20 protein-coding genes and 2 pseudogenes are annotated in these 22,399 nt (G+C 70.3%); 7 read left to right on the top strand and 15 right to left on the bottom strand.

Features of this window, described 5'->3' with window-relative positions:
- Window positions 1-116 precede the first annotated feature (116 nt).
- The 3 genes from ABZ340_RS13220 to coxB are packed head-to-tail and all read right to left on the bottom strand — an operon-like array spanning window position 117 to window position 3,204.
- Window positions 117-515: a cytochrome c oxidase subunit 4 gene (locus tag ABZ340_RS13220; protein WP_358781858.1), complete on the bottom strand. Its 399-nt coding sequence runs from the start codon at window positions 513-515 to the stop codon at window positions 117-119.
- Window positions 512-2,248 carry a cytochrome c oxidase subunit I gene (gene ctaD / locus ABZ340_RS13215; RefSeq protein ID WP_358781857.1) on the bottom strand — a complete coding sequence of 579 codons (1,737 nt, stop codon included), beginning with the start codon at window positions 2,246-2,248 and terminating at the stop codon, window positions 512-514. The genes ABZ340_RS13220 and ctaD overlap by 4 nt, the downstream gene beginning before the upstream one ends.
- Window positions 2,245-3,204, bottom strand: a complete 960-nt coding sequence (gene coxB / locus ABZ340_RS13210; protein WP_358781856.1) for a cytochrome c oxidase subunit II — start codon at window positions 3,202-3,204, stop codon at window positions 2,245-2,247. Before coxB ends, ctaD begins: the two co-directional genes overlap by 4 nt.
- A 235-nt stretch (window positions 3,205-3,439) precedes the next feature.
- Between coxB and ABZ340_RS13205 the strand changes: the two genes are divergently transcribed.
- A complete protein-coding gene (locus ABZ340_RS13205) occupies window positions 3,440-4,822 on the top strand; it encodes an aminotransferase class V-fold PLP-dependent enzyme (RefSeq protein WP_358781855.1) in 1,383 nt (460 codons plus the stop codon).
- A gap of 24 nt (window positions 4,823-4,846) precedes the next feature.
- Here the strand turns inward: ABZ340_RS13205 and ABZ340_RS13200 are convergent, their stop codons facing one another.
- Window positions 4,847-5,821, bottom strand: a complete 975-nt coding sequence (locus ABZ340_RS13200; protein ID WP_358781854.1) for a carbohydrate kinase family protein — start codon at window positions 5,819-5,821, stop codon at window positions 4,847-4,849.
- A 133-nt stretch (window positions 5,822-5,954) separates the two neighbouring features.
- Between ABZ340_RS13200 and ABZ340_RS13195 the strand changes: the two genes are divergently transcribed.
- Window positions 5,955-6,176, top strand: a complete 222-nt coding sequence (locus tag ABZ340_RS13195; RefSeq protein ID WP_358781853.1) for a hypothetical protein — start codon at window positions 5,955-5,957, stop codon at window positions 6,174-6,176.
- A 162-nt stretch (window positions 6,177-6,338) separates the two neighbouring features.
- Complete coding sequence (locus ABZ340_RS13190; protein ID WP_358781852.1) at window positions 6,339-7,895, top strand: hypothetical protein; 1,557 nt, start codon at window positions 6,339-6,341, stop codon at window positions 7,893-7,895.
- Between the two features lie 140 nt (window positions 7,896-8,035).
- Here the strand turns inward: ABZ340_RS13190 and ABZ340_RS13185 are convergent, their stop codons facing one another.
- Entirely contained in the window at window positions 8,036-8,392 is a 357-nt protein-coding gene (locus tag ABZ340_RS13185) for an iron-sulfur cluster assembly accessory protein (protein ID WP_028422454.1), read from the bottom strand.
- 349 nt (window positions 8,393-8,741) lie between these two features.
- Here ABZ340_RS13185 and nadA point away from each other — a divergent pair, with 349 nt between their 5' ends.
- The gene (nadA, locus tag ABZ340_RS13180) at window positions 8,742-9,926 is read left to right on the top strand and encodes a quinolinate synthase NadA (protein WP_358781851.1); all 1,185 of its coding nucleotides are present in this window, start codon (window positions 8,742-8,744) and stop codon (window positions 9,924-9,926) included.
- 332 nt (window positions 9,927-10,258) lie between these two features.
- Here the strand turns inward: nadA and ABZ340_RS13175 are convergent.
- The 5 genes and pseudogenes from ABZ340_RS13175 to ABZ340_RS13155 all read right to left on the bottom strand — a co-directional run.
- Window positions 10,259-10,636: pseudogene (locus ABZ340_RS13175) on the bottom strand (SMI1/KNR4 family protein); the annotation flags it as partial.
- 160 nt (window positions 10,637-10,796) lie between these two features.
- Window positions 10,797-11,219 (bottom strand): hypothetical protein, encoded by a 423-nt coding sequence (locus ABZ340_RS13170; protein WP_358781850.1) that lies wholly within the window; start codon window positions 11,217-11,219, stop codon window positions 10,797-10,799.
- A 430-nt stretch (window positions 11,220-11,649) separates the two neighbouring features.
- Window positions 11,650-12,480 (bottom strand): hypothetical protein, encoded by an 831-nt coding sequence (locus ABZ340_RS13165; RefSeq protein WP_358781849.1) that lies wholly within the window; start codon window positions 12,478-12,480, stop codon window positions 11,650-11,652.
- 155 nt (window positions 12,481-12,635) lie between these two features.
- Window positions 12,636-13,031: pseudogene (locus ABZ340_RS13160) on the bottom strand (hypothetical protein); the annotation flags it as partial.
- 190 nt (window positions 13,032-13,221) lie between these two features.
- The gene (locus ABZ340_RS13155; protein ID WP_358781848.1) at window positions 13,222-13,521 is read right to left on the bottom strand and encodes a hypothetical protein; all 300 of its coding nucleotides are present in this window, start codon (window positions 13,519-13,521) and stop codon (window positions 13,222-13,224) included.
- 156 nt (window positions 13,522-13,677) lie between these two features.
- Between ABZ340_RS13155 and ABZ340_RS13150 the strand changes: the two genes are divergently transcribed.
- Both ABZ340_RS13150 and ABZ340_RS13145 read left to right on the top strand, forming a co-directional pair.
- Entirely contained in the window at window positions 13,678-14,523 is an 846-nt protein-coding gene (locus ABZ340_RS13150; protein WP_358781847.1) for a helix-turn-helix transcriptional regulator, read from the top strand.
- Window positions 14,502-14,699: a DUF397 domain-containing protein gene (locus tag ABZ340_RS13145; RefSeq protein ID WP_358781846.1), complete on the top strand. Its 198-nt coding sequence runs from the start codon at window positions 14,502-14,504 to the stop codon at window positions 14,697-14,699. The genes ABZ340_RS13150 and ABZ340_RS13145 overlap by 22 nt, the downstream gene beginning before the upstream one ends.
- Before the next feature lie 79 nt (window positions 14,700-14,778).
- Here the strand turns inward: ABZ340_RS13145 and ABZ340_RS13140 are convergent, their stop codons facing one another.
- From ABZ340_RS13140 to ABZ340_RS13120, 5 genes are all read right to left on the bottom strand, one after another.
- Complete coding sequence (locus ABZ340_RS13140) at window positions 14,779-17,898, bottom strand: efflux RND transporter permease subunit (protein WP_358781845.1); 3,120 nt, start codon at window positions 17,896-17,898, stop codon at window positions 14,779-14,781.
- 174 nt (window positions 17,899-18,072) lie between these two features.
- On the bottom strand, window positions 18,073-18,759 hold the full coding sequence (locus ABZ340_RS13135) for a response regulator transcription factor (protein WP_358781844.1): 687 nt from the start codon (window positions 18,757-18,759) through the stop codon (window positions 18,073-18,075).
- A 3-nt stretch (window positions 18,760-18,762) separates the two neighbouring features.
- On the bottom strand, window positions 18,763-20,064 hold the full coding sequence (locus ABZ340_RS13130) for a histidine kinase (protein ID WP_358781843.1): 1,302 nt from the start codon (window positions 20,062-20,064) through the stop codon (window positions 18,763-18,765).
- Between the two features lie 304 nt (window positions 20,065-20,368).
- A complete protein-coding gene (locus ABZ340_RS13125) occupies window positions 20,369-20,650 on the bottom strand; it encodes a hypothetical protein (RefSeq protein ID WP_358781842.1) in 282 nt (93 codons plus the stop codon).
- 40 nt (window positions 20,651-20,690) lie between these two features.
- Window positions 20,691-21,476 carry a PspA/IM30 family protein gene (locus ABZ340_RS13120; protein WP_358781841.1) on the bottom strand — a complete coding sequence of 262 codons (786 nt, stop codon included), beginning with the start codon at window positions 21,474-21,476 and terminating at the stop codon, window positions 20,691-20,693.
- Between the two features lie 286 nt (window positions 21,477-21,762).
- Between ABZ340_RS13120 and ABZ340_RS13115 the strand changes: the two genes are divergently transcribed.
- Window positions 21,763-22,392: a DUF3043 domain-containing protein gene (locus ABZ340_RS13115; protein WP_358781840.1), complete on the top strand. Its 630-nt coding sequence runs from the start codon at window positions 21,763-21,765 to the stop codon at window positions 22,390-22,392.
- The last annotated feature ends 7 nt before the right edge of the window (window positions 22,393-22,399 follow it).

Below are 22,399 nucleotides of genomic sequence, written 5' to 3'. Positions count from 1 at the left end.
AGCCCCGTCGGCGGCGGCTCGCTGGGTAAGCCGGACGGATGAACGGCGTTGGGGCAAAAGAAGGAGCCCGGACGCTCCTTGCGGAGTGTCCGGACCCTTCGGGCACACGGGGTGTGTTACTGGGTGCGGTTCTCACCGCGGTAGTACTCGAAGACCCAGCCCCACAGGCCGATCAGCATGAGCGGCGCCGAGAAGAACATCAGCCACCAGCCGAGCGCGATGCTGAGGAAGGCGAACGCGCCACCGATGCCCAGGGACAGCGGCTGCCAGCTGTGCGGGCTGAAGAACCCGACCTCGCCGGCGTCGTCCGCGACGTCCGCGTTCTTGTTGTCCTGCGCCCCGGCGTCCACCCGCTTGGCCGTGAAGCCGAGGTAGAAGCCGATCATGATGGCCAGGCCGAACGCCAGGAAGAGGGCGGTGGTACCGGCCGGCTCCTTCGACCACAGGCCATAGACGATCGCCATGACCAGGATGAAGGCGCTCAGCCACATGAACATCTTGCCCTGGATCTTCACTTGCCGGCCTCCTTGCCGCCAGCGAGGGCCTTGTCACCGTGGCCGACGTTCTCGAGCTGGTCGAGAGCGGCGATCTCCGGGTGGTGCAGGTCGAACGCCGGGGATTCGGAACGGATCCGCGGCAGGGTGAGGAAGTTGTGCCGCGGCGGCGGGCAGGAGGTCGCCCACTCCAGCGAGCGGCCGTAGCCCCACGGGTCGTCGACGCCGACCGGCTTGCCGTACTTGGCCGTCTTCCAGACGTTGTAGAAGAACGGCAGGATCGACAGGCCGAGCAGGAACGAGCTGATCGTCGAGATCATGTTCAGGGCGGTGAAGCCGTCGGCCGCGAGGTAGTCCGCGTACCGGCGCGGCATGCCCTCGGCGCCCAGCCAGTGCTGGACCAGGAAGGTCCCGTGGAAGCCGATGAACAGCGTCCAGAAGGTGATCTTGCCGAGGCGCTCGTCGAGCATCTTGCCGGTGAACTTCGGCCACCAGAAGTGGAAGCCGGAGAACATCGCGAAGACGACGGTGCCGAAGACGACGTAGTGGAAGTGGGCCACCACGAAGTACGAGTCGGAGATGTGGAAGTCCATCGGCGGCGAGGCCAGGATGACACCGGTCAGACCACCGAAGGTGAAGGTGATCAGGAAGCCGGTCGCCCACAGCATCGGCGTCTCGAAGGAGAGCGAGCCCTTCCACATCGTGCCGATCCAGTTGAAGAACTTCACACCGGTCGGCACCGCGATCAGGAACGTCATGAAGGAGAAGAACGGCAGCAGCACACCGCCGGTGACGTACATGTGGTGCGCCCACACCGTCACGGACAGACCCGCGATCGCGATGGTCGCGCCGATCAGACCCATGTAGCCGAACATCGGCTTGCGGGAGAAGACCGGGATGACCTCGGAGATGATGCCGAAGAACGGCAGCGCGATGATGTACACCTCGGGGTGGCCGAAGAACCAGAACAGGTGCTGCCACAGCAGCGAACCGCCGTAGGCCGGGTCGAAGATGTGCGCACCGAACTTGCGGTCCGCCTCCAGCGCGAACAGGGCCGCGGCCAGGACCGGGAAGGCGAGCAGGACCAGCACACCGGTCAGCAGCACGTTCCAGGTGAAGATCGGCATGCGGAACATGGTCATGCCCGGCGCGCGCATGCAGATGATCGTGGTGATGAAGTTGACCGAGCCGAGGATCGTGCCGAAGCCGGAGAAGGCCAGACCCATGATCCACATGTCGCCGCCGACACCCGGCGAGTGCACCGCGTCGGACAGCGGGGCGTAGGCGAACCAGCCGAAGTCGGCCGCGCCCTGCGGGGTGAGGAAGCCGGCCACCGCGATCAGCGAGCCGAAGAGGTACAGCCAGTAGGCGAACATGTTCAGCCGCGGGAACGCCACGTCGGGCGCGCCGATCTGCAGCGGCATGATCCAGTTCGCGAAACCGGAGAACAGCGGCGTCGCGAACATCAGCAGCATGATCGTGCCGTGCATCGTGAACGCCTGGTTGAACTGCTCGTTCGACATGATCTGCAGGCCCGGACGGGCCAGCTCGGCGCGCATGAACAGAGCCATGACGCCGCCGATGCAGAAGAACGCGAACGACGTGACCAGGTACAGCGTGCCGATCGTCTTGTGGTCGGTGGTCGTCAGCCACTTGACCGCGACGCTGCCGCGCTTCTGGCGCCGGACGGGGTGCTCGTCCTCGTAGTGGGACCCTGCCGCCGCGGCACCCTGGGGTTCGTTGAGGATGCTCACAGGATGTTCGTCTCCCGGTTCTTCTCGTGGCCAGCCTGCTCGATGCCGGCGGGCACGTAACCGGTCTGCCCCTTCTTCACGAGGTCCTGCAGGTGCTGCTCGTAGCGCTCAGGGGAGACGACCTTCACGTTGAACAGCATCCGGGAGTGGTCGACGCCGCACAGCTCGGCGCACTTGCCCTTGAAGGTGCCCTCCTTGTTGGGGGTCACCTCGAAGGCGTTGGTGTGGCCCGGGATGACGTCCTGCTTCATCAGGAACGGCACCACCCAGAAGGAGTGGATGACGTCACGGGAGGTCAGGACGAAGCGGACCGTCTTGCCCTTGGGGAGCCAGAGGGTCGGGCCGGGGTTGCCGTTCTGCGGGTTCCGCGTGGACGGGGTGCCGCAGTCGTAGACGCCGCCGGCGTCGGCCGGGAAGTCTTCCTTGTACCGGTCCGGGATCGCGTCCAGTTCCTTGACGGTCTTGGCGTCGCCCGAGGAACCGTCGACGGACTCGACGTAGTTGAAGCACCAGCTCCACTGGAAGCCGACCACGTTGACCGTGACGTCGGGCTTCTTCTTGAGGCTGAGCAGCTCGGACTCGTCACGGGCCGTGAAGTAGAAGAGGACCGAGACGATGATGAGCGGGACGACCGTGTACAGGGCCTCGATGGGCATGTTGTACCGGGTCTGCGGAGGGATCTCGACCTTGGTGCGGCTGCGCCGGTGGAAGAAAGCACTCCACAGGATCAAGCCCCACACCAGCACGCCGACGGCGAGCGCGGCGGCCCAGGAGCCCTGCCACAGGGAGAGGATCAGAGGAGCCTCTTCCGTGGTCGGGGTGGGCATGCCGAGGCGGGGGAAGTCCTCGTATGTGCAACCGGTGGCGGTCGCCAGGACCAGGCCCGCGGTCAGTGCCTGCAGCAGCTTCCGCCGCATCGGGCGCCGCGGCGAGCGGTCGGAGCCGTTGGGACTCACGTAGCGCCTTCCCGAGAGTCTCGCCCGCGCTGGTTGGCTGCGGCCTTCTCGCTGGTCGGTCGCCGCCCTGCGTCGGGCAGGGGTTTGGATGTTTATGCGGACCAAACCCTAGCCGACGCCATTTGGGGTCGCGCGGGGAGGGTGCCCAACGCGCCGCCGGTCACCCCGATGGGGTGGAACGTCCGCCTCCGGGCAGCTTCTGACGCCCCCTTGGCCCACGGGTTAGCGTGGTCGCGTGTCCTACTTCGACGCCGCTTCCGCCGCTCCCCTCCATCCCGTCGCCCGCCAGGCGCTGCTGGCCTCCCTCGACGAGGGGTGGGCCGACCCCGCCCGTCTGTACCGGGAGGGGCGGCGGGCCCGGCTGCTGCTGGACGCGGCGCGCGAGGCCGCGGCGGAGGCGGTGGGGTGCCGTCCGGACGAACTGGTCTTCACCCCCTCGGGCACCCGGGCGGTGCACGCGGGCATCGCGGGCGCGCTGGCCGGGCGCCGCCGCGCCGGGCGCCACCTGATCGTGTCAGCGGTCGAACACTCGTCTGTTCTGCATGCGGCCGAGGCACACGAGGCCGGAGGCGGCACGGTCACCGAGGTCGCGGTGGGCCGGACGGGTGCCGTGGACCCCGCCGCGTACACCGCGGCCCTGCGGGAGGACACGGCGCTGGCCTGTCTGCAGTCGGCCAACCACGAGGTGGGCACCGAGCAGCCGGTGGCCGAGGTGGCCGAGGCGTGCCGGGCCGCGGGGGTGCCGCTGCTGGTGGACGCGGCGCAGTCGCTGGGCTGGGGGCCGGTGGCGGGCGGCTGGTCGCTGCTGGCCGCCAGCGCCCACAAGTGGGGCGGGCCGTCGGGGGTCGGGCTGCTCGTCGTCCGCAAAGGCGTGCGGTTCGCGCCGCAAGGGCCGGTGGACGAGCGGGAGTCGGGGCGGGCGGCCGGGTTCGAGAACATCCCGGCGATCGTGGCCGCGGCGGCGTCGCTGCGGGCGGTGCGGGCCGAGGCCGGGCGGGAGGCGGCGCGGCTGCGGGAGCTGACGGACCGGATCCGGGCGCGGGTGCCGCACCTGGTGCCGGACGTGGAGGTGGTGGGCGACCCGGTGCGCCGGCTGCCCGGGATCGTCACCTTCTCCTGTCTCTACGTCGACGGGGAGACCCTGCTGCACGAGCTGGACCGGGCGGGTTTCTCCGTCTCCTCGGGATCGTCCTGCACCAGCAGCACCCTGATGCCCAGCCACGTCCTGAAGGCGATGGGGGTGCTCAGCGAGGGCAACGTCCGGGTGTCGCTGCCGCCGGGGACGCCGGCCGAGGACGTCGAGCGGTTCCTGGAGGTGCTGCCCGGGGCGGTGGCGGGGGTGCGGGAGAAGCTGGGCGCGCCCGTGCCCGCGGCCGGCGCCCGGCAGGGGGGCGGCGAGATCGTGGTCGACGCGGTCGGCCGGCGCTGCCCGATCCCGGTGATCGAGCTGGCCAAGGTGATCGGCGACGTGCCCGTCGGCGGCACGGTCCGGGTCCTGGCGGACGACGAGGCGGCCCGGCTGGACATCCCGGCGTGGTGCGAGATGCGGGGTCAGGAGTACGTGGGGGAGGAACCGGCGGACCGGGGCGCGGCCTACGTGGTCCGCCGGGTGTCCTGACCCCCGGCACCGAGGGCCGGGCGCTCAGCCCAGGTGCGCCTGGACCTCGGCGGCGGCCTGGTCGCCGTACGCCTTGGTGAAGCGCTCCATGAAGTGGGCGCGGCGCAGCTGGTACTCCTGGGTGCCGACCGTCTCGATGACGAGGGTGGCCAGCATGCAGCCGACCTGGGCGGCGCGTTCCAGGCCGACGCCCCAGGCGAGGCCGGAGAGGAAGCCGGCGCGGAAGGCGTCGCCGACGCCGGTGGGGTCGGCCTTGCGCTCCTCCTCCGGGCAGCCGACCTCGATGGTCTTCTCACCGGCCCGCTCGATGCGCACGCCGCGCGCGCCGAGGGTGGTGACGCGGTGGCCGACGCGGGAGAGGATCTCCTCGTCGCTCCAGCCGGTCTTGGACTCGATGAGGCCCTTCTCGTACTCGTTGGAGAACAGGTACGCCGCCCCGTCCAGCAGGATGCGGATCTCGTCGCCGTCCATACGGGCGATCTGCTGGGAGAAGTCGGCGGCGAACGGGATGGACCGCGCGCGGCACTCCTCGGTGTGGCGGAGCATCGCCTCCGGGTCGTCGGCGCCGATGGAGACCAGGTCCAGGCCGCCGACGCGGTCGGCGACGGTCTTCAGCTCGATCAGGCGGGCCTCGCTCATCGCGCCCGTGTAGAAGGAGCCGATCTGGTTGTGGTCGGCGTCGGTGGTGCACACGAAGCGGGCGGTGTGCAGGGTCTCGGAGATGCGGACGGAGTCGGTGTCGACGCCGTGGCGCTCCAGCCAGGCCCGGTACTCGCCGAAGTCCGCGCCCGCGGCGCCGACCAGGATGGGCTTGGTGCCGAGCTGGCCCATGCCGAAGGCGATGTTCGCGGCGACGCCGCCCCGGCGGACGTCGAGCTGGTCGACCAGGAAGGAGAGCGAGACCGTGTGCAGCCGGTCCGCGACGAGCTGGTCGGCGAAGCGGCCGGGGAAGGTCATGAGGTGGTCGGTGGCGATGGAGCCGGTGACTGCGATGCGCACGACGTGGACTCTCTCCGGAGGGAGGCGGCGGTTGACAGTTCACGCTACCCGGTCGGCCCCGAGCTCCGAAACGTCCGAAACTACCCGATAGTAGATCTTTCTTCGCGGCCTGAGGCGTGCCTACGGTTCCGCTATGACGAACCTGAAGGTCCCTTCCTCCGGCTCTGCCCCCGCCCCGTCCGACGACGGAGGCGGTCTGGAGTCGCTGCGCGGCGACTGCGCCCGGATGGTGCCGCACTGGGCGGCCCCCGAGCGGGCGCCCTCCCGCCCGGCCTCCCCGCCGCTCCCGCACGGCGTGTCCGTGCCGCCGGCGTCGGCCCGGCTGCTGGACGCCCTGCCGGACTACGGCGGCTGAGGCCGGCCGGACGACGGACCCGCGTCCCGGGGAACCGGGTGCTCCCCCGCCGCGTCCCATCGCCGTCCCCCCTGGAGGGGATGCGGGATACGACCCACCGGCGGCCCGCGGGCGACCGCGCCGGGTCACCGGGGCCCGCCGGGCAGCCGAAGGAGCGATGCGGTGAACACCGAGCGACCCGACCACGACGGCACCGGGGCCGGCGCGGAGGCGGTCTCCGGCACGTCCGGGCGGACCGGTGCCGGGGCGGGCGGCCCCGGGGCCCCGGCCGGCGGCTCCGCCGGTACGGGCGCGGGGCGCGGGCGGGCGGCGCGACGGCGCTCCGCGGCCGTCGTGTCCGTCGCCGCGGCCGTGCTGCTCGCCGGCGGCGGCGGTGCGTACCTCGCCGCGAGCCCGTCCGGCCCGGACGGGCGTACGGCGTCCGGGGCGCGGGACGGAAGGGACGGCACTCCCCCGCCGCTCGCCCTCGACGGCCACCCGGTCCCCGCGGACGGCGGCCCGTCCGGCATCGCGCCCGGTGAACCCGACCCCCACGGCACCGTCCACCGGGCGCGGGGCGCGCTCCCGCAGGGGCCCGGCTCGGCGCCCGTGTACCGGGCGGAGGGCGAGGTCACCCGGGAGGAGGTGGCCCGGCTGGCGAAGGCGCTCGGCGTCGGGGGGACGCCGGTGACGCGCGGGCAGACCTGGACGGTCGGGGCGGCCGGGGACGGCATGGGACCGTTCCTGCGGGTGGAGCGCCGGGCTCCGGGCGACTGGACGTTCCACCGGTACGCGCCCGGCACCGACGACTGCACGGGCACGGCTGTGTGCGCCAAGGGCCCGGGCGGCCCGGTGAGCGAGGCGGAGGCGAAGAGGGCCGCCGCGCCGGTGCTGGCGGCGGTGGGCCAGCGGGACGCCGCCGCGGACGCGAGCCAGGTCCTGGGCGGCCGGCGGGTCGTGAACGCCGAGCCGAAGGTGGGCGGGCTGCCCACGTACGGCTGGACGACGGGCGTGACCGTCGGCGCGGGCGGCGAGGTGACCGGCGGCAGCGGCCGGCTGAAGGCGCCGGTGAAGGGGGACGTCTATCCCGTCCTGACGGCACAGAGGACGCTGGCGCTGCTGAACGCGGCACCGGCGGCCGGGGCGCGCGGGGGCATCGGCGGCTGCGCCGGTCCCGTACCGCTGGAGGGCGGTCCGCGGACGGCGGCCTGTGAGCCGTCGGCGCGGAAGGAGACCGTCACCGTGGAGCGCGCGGTGTTCGGGCTGGCCGCGCACTCCGTGCGGGGGCGGCCGGTGCTGGTGCCGTCCTGGCTGTTCGAGGTGCGGGCGCCGGGCGCGCGGGACGCCTCCACGGTGACGTATCCGGCGGTCGACCCGGCGTACCTGGCCCCGGCCGGGCCGACGCGGGGGCCGTCCGGTGAGCCGACCTCGGCGCCGTCCGTGCGGGACGTGAAGGTGGAGGGCTACACGGCCGAGGGCACGGAGCTGACCGTGGGCTTCACGGGCGGGGTGTGCGCCTCCTACGAGGCTCAGGCGGCCGAGAGCGGGGACGAGGTGAGGGTGACGGTGACCGCGACCTCGCAGCCGGAGCAGGTCTGCATCCTGATCGCCCAGAAGTACCACCTGACCGTGCGGCTGGAGCAGCCTCTGGGCGGCCGGGCGGTGGTGGGGTCGGACGGCGAGGAGATCCCGCTGGAGAAGGAGGGCGCGCGGCTGCCGGCGCCGTCCGGGGACCGGTGACGGGGCCGGGCTCCGGTGCCGGGAACGGGCTCCGGTGCCGGGAGCGGGACGAGGGCGGCGGCCCGGGGTGTTCCCCGGGCCGCCGCCCTCGTCCGGTGCCTTTGGTGCCTTTGGTGCCTTTGGCACCTTGGGGCAGCGGCTCAGCTGAAGGAGTCGCCGCAGGCGCAGGAACCGGTCGCGTTCGGGTTGTCGATCGTGAAGCCCTGCTTCTCGATCGTGTCCACGAAGTCGATGGTCGCGCCGCCCAGGTAGGGGGCGCTCATGCGGTCGGTGACGACCTTGACCCCGCCGAAGTCCTTCTCCACGTCGCCGTCGAGGGAACGCTCGTCGAAGAAGAGCTGGTAGCGCAGGCCGGAGCAGCCGCCGGGCTGGACGGCCACGCGCAGCGCGAGGTCGTCACGGCCTTCCTGGTCGAGCAGGGCCTTGACCTTGGCCGCGGCGGCGTCGGTCAGGATGATGCCGTCGGTGACGGTGGTGGTCTCGTCCGATACGGACATCTACATCTCTCCCGGGTTGTACGGAGACTGCTTGCCGACGGGTGCAACCGGCGGCGCCGCGGATTCATTCCGGGCGAGCCCCGGGTTTCTCCTTGGCTTCTCTTCATGCTCGCACACGCGCCGGTGGGCGGACAGCGGCCGTGACCGGCCCGTGGCCGGTCCGTGGACGGCACCGGCAGCGCGGCGCCGGGATTCACGTCACATCGACACGATGGCCATCGTCAAAGTGACGTGAACCGGTTATGATAGATAGCGTCAATTCGACGAAAAGTCGAAACGGTGTCCCGCTTGTCCCGCCGGGTCCGGTTCCACCGGCCCGGCGAGCCGCAGAACAGAAAGGGTGCGTGTCGTGACCACCGCCCAGACCCAGGAGCTCGACGTAACGCCGACGCCCCTCGCCCTGCTGCTCCTCGGCCGTGAGGCCGACCCGAGGAGCGAGCGCGGCGTGGAGTGCCCCGGCGACCTGCCCTCGCCCTCCGACCCGGACTTGGTCGAGCGCGCCCGCGCGGCCAAGGAGAAGCTCGGGGACAAGGTCTTCGTGCTCGGTCACCACTACCAGCGCGACGAGGTCATCCAGTTCGCCGATGTCACGGGCGACTCCTTCAAGCTGGCCCGGGACGCGGCCGCGCGCCCCCAGGCCGAGTACATCGTGTTCTGCGGCGTGCACTTCATGGCCGAGTCGGCGGACATCCTGACCTCCGACGACCAGAAGGTCGTCCTGCCGGACCTGGCCGCCGGCTGCTCGATGGCCGACATGGCCACGGCCGAGCAGGTCGCCGAGTGCTGGGACGTGCTGACCGAGGCCGGCGTGGCCGAGCAGGTCGTGCCGGTGTCGTACATGAACTCGTCCGCGGACATCAAGGCGTTCACGGGCAAGCACGGCGGCACCATCTGCACCTCCTCCAACGCCCAGCGCGCGCTGGAGTGGGCGTTCCGGCAGGGCGAGAAGGTGCTCTTCCTGCCCGACCAGCACCTGGGCCGCAACACCGCCGTACGCGACATGGGCATGTCCCTGGAGGACTGCGTCGTCTACAACCCGCACAAGCCGAACGGCGGGCTGACGGCGGACGAGCTGCGCGCCGCCAAGATGATCCTGTGGCGCGGGCACTGCTCGGTGCACGGCCGCTTCAGCCTCGACTCGGTCGAGGACGTGCGCGCGCGCATCCCGGGCGTCAACGTCCTCGTCCACCCCGAGTGCCGGCACGAGGTCGTGGCCGCCGCCGACTACGTCGGGTCGACGGAGTACATCATCAAGACCCTGGAGGCGGCCCCGGCCGGCTCCAAGTGGGCGATCGGCACCGAGCTGAACCTCGTACGGCGACTGGCGAACCGTTTCGCCCCCGAGGGCAAGGAGATCGTCTTCCTCGACAAGACCGTCTGCTTCTGCTCGACGATGAACCGCATCGACCTGCCGCACCTGGTGTGGGCCCTGGAGTCCCTGGCGGAGGGCACCCTCGTCAACCGCATCGAGGTCGACAAGGAGACCGAGGCGTTCGCCAAGCTGGCGCTGGAGCGGATGCTGGCGCTGCCGTAGCGGTCGCGTCCGTACGCGAGGAAGGGCGCCCCTCCATACGAGGGGCGCCCTTTCCTGTTGTCCGCGCGGTGCCGACAGCGCGTTCGGGGCGGCCGGCGTCGCCAAGGACACGACGGCGCTGCGGCAACCGCGCCGGCAGCGCGCTCGGGACATCCGGGCCGCCCGGCCGCCTCGCCTGCCGATGGCCCGGCCGGAGCCGGAAAGCCCGGGGAAACGCTCACCGGCCGAGCGCCCTGCCGCATGCGCGCAGGGCGTACGTGCCGAAGTCGTCCGCGAGCCGTTCCGGCCCGCCCCGGGCATCGGAGCCCGGCTCCCGGACCGACGACCGGCGACTCACCCCGCGCATCCCGGTGTGCCACGTCGAGGGAGACCAGACCGCCCATGCCGTCGTACCGGACGACCAGCAGATGTGCCGGGAAGCGGGGGGCTTCTCGGGCGTCGAGCGTCTCGGTCACCGTACCGAGCAGCCGGTCGCCCATGGCCGGCGTCCGGCAGGCGCCGAGGAACTCCACACCGGCCGCCTCGCAGCTTCCCGGCTCCGCGAGGAAATGACGGCAGGAAGACGGGAACGACGTGCCGAGCTGGTCTTCGGCATGAGCGATGTCCTGGGGGCTGATCCCGCCTGTCCAGTTGCATGCGTTCGGCTTGCTTCGCAGCGGTTCGGTGAGAGTGGTGACCGACTCGATGCCGCTCGTTGCCGCGCTCCCCATCACCTGACCGCGATCTTCGGGGTCCCTCAGTCGAGACGTTGGCGAGTGAGATCACCAGCCGTCATCGCCCGCGAACCCCAGGATGAGAAGCGTTCACCGCTCTCTCGATCTGCCAACTTCTCCTCCGAACGTCCCTCGATTTTGCACCGGGCACTGACCCTCAGGAGTCCCAGCCGAACGCGTCGACAGCTTCGATGTTCCCGCGGGAGAGCTCAAGGAGAAGGCCTACAACGTCATCCCATGAATCCAGCGTCGCTTCACGCGGGGAGACATCCGGGTCCTCCACGTTTTCCCACAGCAGCCTCTTGTCTCGGAAGACGCTGAGCGTCCAGCCGGACTCATGCCCGAGTGACACATCCGTGTGCTCGTCATCCGCCTTTTCCAATTCTGCGAGAGTCTGGCGAATCTGCGCTTCGTCGGGAGAATCGATCGACTCGCCCATAAGGTTGTTCATGAAGTAGGACACGAAAATACCCTGACTGAATATTCCGAAGGTTTTTTGCTGGTTCGCGTAGAATAATTCGCAGCGGTACTCCAGTTCGACTATAACTGCAACGAGGGAGAGATCACCTGAAACGAACACTCATGCACCGTCGATCGCGGATAGAATCCGCACGAACCACCCAGGTTCCGAAATCTTGCAGAAAAGCCATGACCTGGTGCACAAATGAGTGAAAATAAATACCCCTCCACGGCACCCGCACCTGTAAACCAATTCTTCGACCCATCGACCCGAGGTCGCCGGGCTCGCCCCGTCGGTCAACTACGGCTACGCCCCCTGGTCACGTCCCAGAATCCGTTGGAATTTTCCCAAACCCAAGCCGAGGTCTCATCCAGGTCGAGAATTCGATTCGCTAACAGGTCGACCAGATCTTCCCTTGCTGCATCCCAAGCCTGCGTTTCGCATCGTTCATGTATTTTGCGGCCCGACTTTACGCGAAAACCGCCCTGACCGCAACGACTATGACACTTTGACTAGTTTTCCTCGTGCCCCTTTTAACCTCTTTCCTGCCTCAGGACAGAAGGTCGGGAGCGATCGCTCGCGCCCGCGAATGGTGACTCTTGACTTGCGCGGACTGGAACTCGAGGAAGTATCCGAAACTGCGAGTGTCAATAGGAATTTCAAGTCGTTCACCCAGTTCCTGGACCTGCGCCTCGGTAAGTTGCTGCGGAGGCGCGTCGGTTTCGGGCAGGGTGCCGCCAAGGAGATCGGGAAGCCCGCTCCGACTCATTTCGTCGGGGATCTCGTGGAGGCGCCGGAGATTTTTGGTGTGCCGGTGGAATGCGAGGAGAACCCACCCGTCGTCGAGCGGTTGCTCAAGACGCTCCGGCGCGCATCGCTTCTCAAGCTCCTGCTTCCTGCGTGTGGCGGCACGGAACGCCTCGATGTCCGGAGAGGGCGGAGGCGGCGTCTGGATCCGATCGCGGTCCACCACCAGCCAGACGTCGTACTCCTCTGTGGTCACACCGCACATGACACTGCCGTCAAGAGCCATGGTGACGAATTCCGCACGCCCGGGTGGTGCGTTGTGCCCCACCAAGTGCTCAGCCAAATGCAATTTACCGTGAATACGTACTGGAACCCATGGCCCTTCCATCGTGGTGGTGATCAGGAAACGACCTTTCTCATCCACGATATGGTGCGCACGAACGAGCTGCAGCCACGCCATGTCGACACGTGCACTCAGTTCTGGGCCGGCCAGGGGAACTTTCACAGCCGGTTCCGTCCCACCGATGGTGATGCCCACCGCACGTCGAGGCGCGGGCAAGAAATCGGCTGGCGGCACGTCAAGGACGTCCAGGCCACAGCGGCCCAGGAGTTCCATGGATGCGGGATCACTCATGTCAGGGGCACACCTCTCCGCCCTTGTAGAACAGGTGGTGGCCACCACCCGGCTTATTGACTTTTCCGTACCGCTCGAAATTATCGTCAGACGGATACTTGCTGGCCCAGCCGAAATTTACCCCTGTCCGGTCGGATCCGTGCTTCGGCTCCCCTCAGGCCACCGGTGAACGCGGCCAGACCGATCGAGACGCCGATCGAAGCCGCCATCGCCCCCAGCTCGATCTCGGCCTTGACCTTCATGCCGTAGATCACGTCGGCGACGACGTCCATCGCGTCCGCGAACAGGCGAGCCGCCTCCGGCAACTGCTCCAGGTGCGAGGACTTCACCTTGCCCCAGTGCTCCTGCAGGGCGTCCACCGCCCAGCCCTCGCTGGAGGACAGCAGACGGTTCACCGCGGCGTGGGCCTCGCCCGCGTGGTCGTCGAAAGCGGACGCGAGCTCGCGCAACGCGTCCGCCATCTCGCGGTAGTCGTCCTCGTCGACGTTCGGCCAGCTGATCCCGATGAAGTCCAGGATCTCGTCCAGCCAGCCCGGCAGAACGTAACCCAACCCCCGGCAGCCCCCTCAAGCAGCACAGCCTCAAGCGCGAATCGATCACTCCTGATCGTCATCTATGCAAATCAGTACCGTAACTTGCGGAGCTACCAGCACTCCACGTAGTTCTGGCGACTCTGCGCTCACTTGACTTGAACACACCTCCGAAGGAGCCGGGGTGAGCTCCCCTGAAGCGCACCCCGGCTCACTCGCCCTCCGGCAACCGCGCGCCTCTGCTCGCCGCGATCCGCAACGCGTCCCCCAGCGCCTCGGCCAGCCGTACCCCCACGAAGCGCAACTCCTGCTTGCCCGCACCCGGTTCGCCGAGCAACGACTTGGCCGCGTCAAGGACGTACGCGGCCGAGTCGAGCAACTCCGCCTCCAGCCGGTCGGCCATGCGGGACAGCCGACTGTCCGGGCTGTCCGCGCTCAGGTAGCACGGACGTCCGTCCGCCGTGGTCCACGGCAACAGCCGCAAGGGGGTACCCGTTCCGTCGCGCATCATCTTCCGTCACTTCCTCCGAATCGGCCCCGACACGAACACCCGCGATTACGGTGTGTGTCGATATCGTCGCGCTCCGGCAAGGCACTTCAACAGGAGCGCCCCGTCCCGACGTCGAGATCGGGACGACGACAGCCGACGGACCGAGAGGCGAAACCGGTGACGTTCAAGCCGCAGGCTCTGACCCCGTACCTGTCCGCCCGCCACTACTTCGGCGCCGAGCAGCGCCGCCACCGCGAGAGCGCGGGCCTGTCACTCGTACAGCTCGCGGGCATCGTGAATTCCAGCAAGAGCACGCTCGCGCGCATCGAGACGGCCGAGTTGATGCCACCGCCGGACCTGCCGGACCGGCTGGACGCCGCGTTCGGTACCGACAAGCACTTCCACGGGCTGTACCAGCTGGCCAAGCGGGAGGCGCATCCGGACCAGTACCAGAGGTTCATGGACTTCGAAGCACAGGCGGAGGTCATCGAAACCTTCGTGGCGCAAGCCGTCCCAGGGCTGTTGCAGACCGAGGAGTACGCCAGGGCTCAGCTCGGTCTCACGGAAGAACTGACCCGGGAGCGGGTGGAGGAACTCGTCAACGCCCGCATGTCCCGCCAGGACCGGCTGCGTTCAGCGCGGCCCCCGTTGCGCTGGGCGATCATCGACGAGTCCGTGCTCCGGCGGCCGATGGGCAGCCGGGAATGCATGTACAAGCAACTGGCCCGGCTGCTCGAACAGGTGGATACTCCGGACAGCAAGGTCCAGGTGATGCCCTTCGGCGCTGGTGCGCACTACCTGTTGGGGGGCACATTGACCCTGCTGACCCTTCCCAACGGCTCCACCACGGCGTACGAAGAGGGCATCGAGGTCGGTCATCTCTACGAGGACCGGGACTCGGCGAAGAAATGGCGACGGCGGTACGAGATCCTCCGCGCCAACGCCCTCCCACCGGCCGCCTCGGCGGAGCTGATCCGAGATGCGATGGAGGACTACAAGCCATGCAGCACACCCCCGAGCTGAACTCTGCCCGGTGGCGCCGGAGCAGCTACAGCAACGCCAACGGGGGCGATTGCGTCGAGATCACCGAGGACTTCCCCGGCGTCGTCCCCGTCCGCGACAGCAAGACCCCCGGCGGCCCGGCGCTCGTCGTCACGGCCGCCTCCTGGACCGCGTTCGTCACGGCCCTCAAGGGCTGAACCGGGTGACTGATCCAAAAGGCCCGTCCCGGGAGGAAATCCGGGACGGGCCTTCGGGGTCGGTCGGAGGGGCCGAGGGTCAGACCCCGGCCGGCTCCGGTTCGTCCGAGGGCGACGTCGGCCGGGACGCGCCACCCGCCTTCTTCGCCGCCCGCTTCTTCGCCCGGCGCTCCTTGCGCAGCTCCAGCATCGCGTAGAGCGTGGGGACGAGGAGCAGGGTCAGCAGCGTGGAGGTGACCAGGCCGCCGATCACGACCACCGCCAGCGGCTGGGCGATGAAGCCGCCCTCGCCGGTGATGCCGAGGGCCATCGGCAGCAGGGCGAAGATCGTCGCCAGGGCGGTCATGAGGATGGGGCGCAGCCGGTGCCGGCCGCCCTCGATCACCGCCTCGACGACGCCGTACCCCTGGCGGCGGTACTGGTTGATCAGGTCGATCAGCACGATCGCGTTGGTGACGACGATGCCGATCAGCATCAGCATGCCGATCATCGCGGGCACGCCCATCGGGGTGCCGGTGGCCACCAGCAGGCCGATCGCGCCGGTCGCCGCGAACGGGATCGACACCAGCAGGATCAGCGGCTGGGCCAGCGAGCGGAACGTGCCGACCAGCAGCATGAACACGATCGCGACGGCCGCCAGCATCGCCAGGAAGAGGTTGGTGAACGCCTCGTCCTGGTCCGCGGAGACGCCGCCGATCTCGGCGGTGGCGCCCGCCGGCAGGTCCAGCGCGCCGATCTTCGTCTGGAGCTGCGCGCCGACCGCGCCGGTGTTGTCACCGGTCGGCTTGGCGGTGATGGTGGCCGCGCGCTGGCCGTCGATGCGGGTCATCGACACCGGGCCGTCGACCAGCTTCACGGTGGCGATGTCGCCGAGCTTCACCGGGCCCAGGGGCAGGGCCTTCAGTTCGGCGAGCGTGTCGGCGGGCTTCGCCGACTTGATCACGACGTCGCGCTCGGTGTCGTCCAGGACCGCCTTGGCGGCCGGGGTGCCGCGCACCGCCTGGGCGACGGCCGCGCCGAGGGCCTGCTCGGTGAAACCGGCCTGCGCGGCGCGGGCGTTGGCCTTGACGGAGATGCGGGGCACGCTCTGCGCCAGGTCGCTGGTGACGTCGGTGACGTCGTCGAGCCCGGCGACCGTCTCGCGGACCTCTTCGGCGGCCTCGCGCAGCACCTTCGGGTCGGACGCCTTGACGACCACGCTCAGGTCCTGGCTGCCGAAGCCGTCCCCGGCGGAGACGGTGGTGGTGCCGATGCCCCGGAGCTTCGCCAGCCCGTCCTCGATGTGGTTCTGGACATCCTCGTAGGAGGCGTCGTCCTCCAGCATCACCTGGTAGCTGGCCTGGTTGGTGTCGGTGCCGCCGCCGAAGGCGGCCATGAAGCCGGACGAGCCGACCGTGACCTGGTAGTCCTTGACGCCGTCGGTCCCGGCGATCAGCTTCTCGACCTTCTTCGCCTGGGCGTCGGTCCCCGCGAGGCTGGTGCCCGGCTCCAGCTCCTGCTTGACGTTGAGGACCTTCTGCTCGCCCTGGTCGAAGAAGTTGGTCTTCAGCAGCGGCGCCATGCCGAAGGTGCCGATCAGGACGACGACCGCGATGGCCACGCTGGTGAGGCGGCGTCGGGTCGCGAACCGCAGGACGGGGACGTAGGCGCGCTGGAGGCGGCTCCGGGCCTCCTTCTCCTCCGCCTGGCGGCGGGCCTGTTCGGCGTCCTCGGGGGTGCCCTTCGGGGCGCGCAGGAACCAGTACGACAGGACCGGCACGACGGTCAGGGAGACCAGCAGCGAGGCGAGCAGCGCGGCGGTGACGGTCAGGCTGAACGAGCCGAACAGCTCGCCCACCATGCCGCCGACCAGGCCGATCGGCAGGAAGACGGCCACCGTGGTCAGGGTCGAGGAGGTCACCGCGCCCGCGACCTCGCGGACCGCCTTGAGGATGGCCTCCTGGCGTTCCTCGCCGTAGCCGAGGTGGCGCTTGATGTTCTCCAGGACCACGATCGAGTCGTCGACGACCCGGCCGATGGCGATGGTCAGGGCGCCCAGCGTGAGCATGTTCAGCGACAGGTCGCGCGTCCACAGCACGATCAGCGCCAGCACCACCGACAGCGGGATGGACACGGCGGTGACGAGGGTGGAGCGGATCGACGCCAGGAAGACCAGGATGACGACGACGGCGAAGACCAGGCCGAGGGCGCCCTCGGTGGTCAGGCCCTCGATGGACTTCGACACCGCCGGGCCCTGGTCGGCGACGACGGTGAGGGTCGCGCCGGAGCCGAGCTCCTCGCGCAGCCCGGGCAGCTTGTCCTCGACCGCGTTCGAGATGGCGACCGCGCTGCCGTCGTGGTCCATGGTGACGGCGACGGCGAGGCTGGGCTTGCCGTTGGTGCGGGTCAGCGAGGTGGCCTTGGCCTCCTCCTCCGTGACGGTGGCGACGTCGCCGAGGCGCACGGGCTTCTTCACGCCCTCGCCGGTGACCATCAGGTCCTGGATCTGCTGCAGCGAGGTGAAGCCGCCGCCGACCTGGACGGTGCGGTTGGCGCCGCCCTCGTCGAAGGAGCCGGCCGGGACGGTCGCGCCGCCCGCCTGGAGGGCCTGGGCGAGGGCCTGCGGGGTCAGCCCGGCCTTGGCCAGCTTCGCGTCGTCGGGGGTGACGGCGACCTGGAGGTCCCGGACGCCGTCGACGGTGACCTGGGCGACGCCGTCGATGTCCTCCAGCGCCGGGACGACCGTCCTGTCGAGCTGGTCGGCCAGGGCCTGCTGGTCCTTGTCGGAGGTGACCGACAGGACCACGGTCGGGATGTCGTCCGTCGAACCGGCGATGACCTGCGGGTCCACGTCGTCCGGGAGCTGGACGCGGGCCCGGTTGACGGCCTGCTGGACGTCGGCGACGAGCTGCTGGGTGTCGTTGCCGTAGTCGAAGGACGCCATGATCACGGCGGTGCCCTCGCTCGCCGTGGAGGTGACGCCGGAGATGCCGTCGACGGCTTCGAGGTTGTCCTCGATGGGCTCGACGACCTGCTTTTCGACCACGTCCGGCGGGGCGCCCTGGTAGGGCGCCAGCACGGACACCATGGGCAGTTCGATGGTGGGCAGCAACTGCTGCTTGAGCTGGGGTATCGCTATCGCCCCGAAGACGAGCGCGACGATCGACATCAGCCCTATCAGGGCCCGTTGTGCGAGGCTGAATCTCGACAGCCAGGACATGGGTCAGGGTCTCTCTTCTGTGGCCTGAGCGGAGGAGGGGCACACGCGAGCGCCAGGAGCGAACACGTGTCTGCCCACACCACCACCCTGGTCCATGGACGGCCCCGTTCCCTAGGCCCCAGGTCCCGTTCCGCGTCCGGCGCGTACTCCGGCCGCAGTACGCCCCGCCCGGGTTCACTCCACCCTCGGACGGACCAGCCCCGACTCGTAGGCGATGACCACCAGTTGTGCCCGGTCGCGGGCGCCCAGCTTGGCCATGGCCCGGTTGACGTGCGTCTTCACGGTCAGCGGGCTCACCTGGAGCCGTTCGGCTATCTCGTCGTTGGAGTGGCCGCCGGCGACCTGCACCAGCACCTCGCGCTCCCGTCCGGTCAGCGCGTCGAGCCGCTCGGAGCGGGCGGGGTCGCGGTCCGCGGCCTCCGCGGTGTCCTGCTGGGCGAGGAAACGGGCGATCAGCCCTTTGGTGGCGGCCGGGGACAGCAGCGCCTCGCCGCCGGCCGCCACCCGGATCGCGTTCAGCAGCTCGTCGGGCTCGGAGCCCTTCCCCAGGAAGCCGGAGGCTCCGGCGCGCAGCGACTGCACCACGTAGTCGTCGACCTCGAAGGTGGTCAGGATGACCACGCGGACGTGGGCCAGGTCCGGGTCGGCGCCGATCATGCGGGTGGCGGCCAGGCCGTCCGTGCCCGGCATGCGGATGTCCATCAGGACGACGTCGGCGCGCCGTTCCTTGGCGAGCCGGACCGCCTCGGCCCCGTCGGAGGCCTCGCCGACCACCTCCATGTCGGGCTCGGAGTCGACGAGCACGCGGAAGGCGCTGCGCAGCAGGGCCTGGTCGTCGGCGAGCAGGACACGGATCGTCATACGTCATCCCCCGGATGCCTTGGGTGCCCCGGGTGTCTCGGTCGCCCGGGCCGCCCGGGCCGCCTCGGTGCGGTGGGCGACCGGCAGGATCGCATGGACGCGCCAGCCGCCTCCGTAGCGGGGTCCGGTGGTGAGGGTGCCGCGTACGGCGGTGACGCGCTCGCGCATGCCGAGCAGGCCGTGCCCGCCGCCGGTGCCATTGCCGTTCCCCGTGCCGTTCCCGTTCCCGTTCCCGGTGCCGGGAGTCCGGGTGCCGCCGCCCCCGTCGTCGAGGACGGTGATCTCGATGTTCGGCCCCACCCGGACCACGCTCACCTCCGCCCTGGCCCGCGGACCGGCGTGCTTCTGCACGTTGGTCAGGGCTTCCTGGACGACGCGGTAGGCGGCGAGGCCGACCGCGGTGGGCAGCTCGGTGCCCTGGTCGGCGCGGGCGACCTCGACGTGCAGGCCGGCGTTGCGGAAGGTGCCGGCGAGTTCGTCGAGGCGGTCCAGGCCGGGGGCCGGCTCGGTCGGGGCCTCGGGGTCGCCGGACTGGCGCAGCAGGCCGACGGTGGCGCGCAGCTCGTCCAGCGCGCTGCGGCTGGCCTGCCGTACGTGGGCGAGGGCCTCCTTGGCCTGGTCGGGCCGCTTGTCCATGACATGGGCGGCGACGCCCGCCTGGACGTTGACCAGGGCGATGTGGTGGGCGACGACGTCGTGCAGGTCGCGGGCGATGCGCAGCCGTTCCTCGGCGACCCGGCGGCGGGCCTCCTCCTCACGGGTGCGCTCGGCCCGCTCGGCCCGCTCCCGGATGGCGTGCACGAAGGCGCGGCGGCTGCGGACGGCGTCGCCCGCGGCGGCGGCCATGCCGGTCCAGGCGAAGATGCCGAGGTTCTCCTGGGCGTACCAGGGCAGCGGCCCGGCGATCATGGCGGTGCCGGTGAGCACGGCCATGGTGAGCAGGCCGACGCGCCAGGTGGTGGGGCGGTCGGTGGTGGCGGCGACGGTGTACAGGGCGACGACCGCGGACATGACGACGGGGGCGCGGGGGTCGCCGGTGACGCACTCGACGACGGAGACGGCGCCGGTCACGGCGAGGACCGCCATCGGGGCGCGGCGGCGCAGGACGAGGGCCGCGGCACCCAGCGCCATGAGGACCAGGCTGAGCGGGTCGGGGGTGCGCACGGCCCAGGTGATGCCGTCGGGGCCGTGCGGGTCCACGAAGGAGCCGGCGACCATGCAGGCGAGGACGGCCGCCGCCAGGGCCGCGTCCACCGCGAGGGGGTGCGCGCCGATGCGGCACCGGGCGCGGTCGAGGGTGCTCACGGCCGTCCACGGTAGCCGGGCCGGGCGCCGGTGCGTACGGGGCCCGGGGCGGGGGCGGCCGTCACCGGCCCGGACGCGTCCTCCTCTTCGGAGAGCGCCGCGGACCGCCGCAGGCCACCGGAGATCACCGCAGACCGCCGGAGACTGCCGCAGACCGTCACAGGCCACCGCAGACCGCCGGAGACTGCCGCAGACCGTCACAGGCCACCGCAGACCGCCGGAGACTGCCGCAGACCGTCACAGGCCACCGGAGACCGCCGGAGACCGTCACGGACCGTCCCGCCCGGCGCCGCTCAAGTGCCGCTCAGGCGCCCGGGATCAGCCCGTCGTCGTTCAGCAGTTGCCGGACCTCCTCCAAGGTGGCGTCCGGGGACGGCAGGATGAGGTCCGACGGCTCCAGCGCGTCGTCCGGCAGGGGCTCGCCCAGCTCGCGGACCTTGGCCAGCAGCGCCTTCAGCGTCGCGCGGAAGCCCGGCCCGTCGCCGTTCTCCATCTCGGCCAGGAGCTCGTCGTCCAGCGTGTTCAGCTCGGCGAGGCGGCCGTCGTCCAGCCTCACCTGCCCCTCCCCCATGATCCGTACGATCATGTCGCCCTCCTCGGCGTGGGCCCCGGCCGTCGAAGGACGGCTACTGCTTGTCGAAGCGCGGGGTGTCCTGCGGCTGCTGCTGGGCCTGCTGCGCTCCGGTGCCGCCCTCGATGGCCTGCTGCCCGCCGGTCGTGCCGCCGGCCAGCTCGGCCTTCATGCGCTGCAGCTCCAGCTCTACATCCGTACCACCGGAGAGCCGGTCCAGCTCGGCCTGGATGTCGTCCTTGTGCATGCCGGAGGGGTCGTCCAGCGCGCCGGAGGCGAGCAGTTCGTCGATGGCGCCGGCGCGGGCCTGGAGCTGGGCCGTCTTGTCCTCGGCGCGCTGGATGGCGAGCCCGACGTCGCCCATCTCCTCGGAGATGCCGGAGAACGCCTCGCCGATCCGGGTCTGCGCCTGGGCCGCCGTGTACGTGGCCTTGATCGTCTCCTTCTTGGTGCGGAAGGCGTCGACCTTGGCCTGGAGCCGCTGGGCCGCCAGGGTGAGCTTCTCCTCCTCGCCCTGGAGGGTGGCGTGCTGGGTCTCCAGGTCGGTCACCTGCTGCTGGAGGGCGGCGCGGCGGGAGAGCGCCTCGCGGGCCAGGTCCTCCCGGCCCAGCGCCAGCGCCTTGCGGCCCTGGTCCTCCAGCTTGGAGGACTGCGACTGGAGCTGGTTGAGCTGGAGCTCCAGGCGCTTGCGGGAGGTGGCGACGTCGGCGACACCGCGGCGGACCTTCTGCAGCAGCTCCAGCTGCTTCTGGTACGAGTAATCGAGGGTCTCGCGCGGGTCCTCGGCCCGGTCCAGGGCCTTGTTCGCCTTCGCGCGGAAGATCATCCCCATACGCTTCATGACACCGCTCATGGGCTTCGCGCGCCCCCTTCTGACCGACTCCAGCTCCAGCGACTGCAACAGAACCCACAGTACGGGCCCTGCTTCCATTACCGCACTGTTCGGGGACGGATGCGCTCATCCCCAAGGACGACTGCGTCCGCTCCCGATCCGGCGCAGGGAGGAGGTGGTTCCCCGTGGTGCGCGGGGTGCGCCGTCCGGGGAGTCCCGGGTCGTACGCAACGTCCCCTCTGTCCCCATACAGACGACCGGTGTTGCCGGATCGTTCCCCGTGGGGCTGGGGTCCATGCCCCCGCACCCCGTACCCTTGGGCTTTGTGTTCCGTAGCCGTGCCAAGGAAGAGAAGGCCCCGGCCGCCGACAAGGCGCCGCTGACCGACTCCAAGCAGCCCCGCGACCCGCAGGCCCCCAAGGGCCGCCCGACGCCCAAGCGCAGTGAGGCCCAGACCCGGCGCCGCAGCGTCGCCAACACGTCGATGACGCGCAAGGAGGCCGCCCGGCGCCAGCGCGAGGAGCGGCGGGCCGCGCTGGAGCGGCAGCGCCAGGCGCTCGCCAGTGGCGACGAGCGGTACCTGCCGGCGCGCGACAAGGGCCCGGTCCGCCGCTTCGCGCGCGACTTCGTCGACTCGCGGTTCAACATCGCGGAGTGGTTCCTGCCGATGGCGGTGGTCATCCTCGTCCTGAGCATGGTCCAGGTGCCCGCGCTGCAGAACACCGCGCTGCTGCTGTGGCTGGTCGTGATCGTGCTGATCGTGCTCGACTCGCTCGTCACCGGCTTCCGCCTCAAGAAGCGCCTGGCCGAGCGGTTCCCCGCCGAGAACAAGCGTGGCGCGGTCGCCTACGCCCTGATGCGTTCCCTCCAGATGCGCCGGCTCCGACTGCCCAAGCCGCAGGTCAAGCGCGGGGAGCGGCCCTGAGCACGAC

Origin of the sequence: Streptomyces sp. NPDC006134 (assembly GCF_040628835.1) — a bacterium.
Classification (GTDB): Bacteria; Actinomycetota; Actinomycetes; order Streptomycetales; family Streptomycetaceae; genus Streptomyces.
Note: the sequence above shows the minus strand (reverse complement) of the source record. Positions and strands in the feature narration are given on the sequence as shown.